The following is a 230-nucleotide window of genomic DNA, read 5'->3' on the forward strand; positions in this document are numbered from 1 at the left end:
GCTTCTTGTAGCCCTGGGCCATTTGCTCATCACTGTCGATCAGGCGCTTGATCTGGGTGTCGATGGCTTTCAGGAGCGCCTCAAAGGCCGTCCTAAGCTTGCCCATGGCATTGCCCGGTACCTCGATTCCCATGAAGGACTGGCTCAGCGCCGAGCGGTGTGTCGCCAGCTGTGCGCGCCGCTTGAGTAACCCTTGCAGTTGCTGCTGCAGCGCGCTGCCGGGTTGCCAG

Annotated in this window: 1 protein-coding gene; it reads right to left on the reverse strand. The window is 61.7% G+C overall.

Going from position 1 to position 230, the window contains the following annotated elements:
• A partial coding sequence (locus AC3II9_RS22685; RefSeq protein WP_489159052.1) for a hypothetical protein occupies positions 1 to 230 on the reverse strand: 230 nt, incomplete at both ends.

Source organism: Lysinibacillus sp. RU7 (assembly GCF_057837305.1).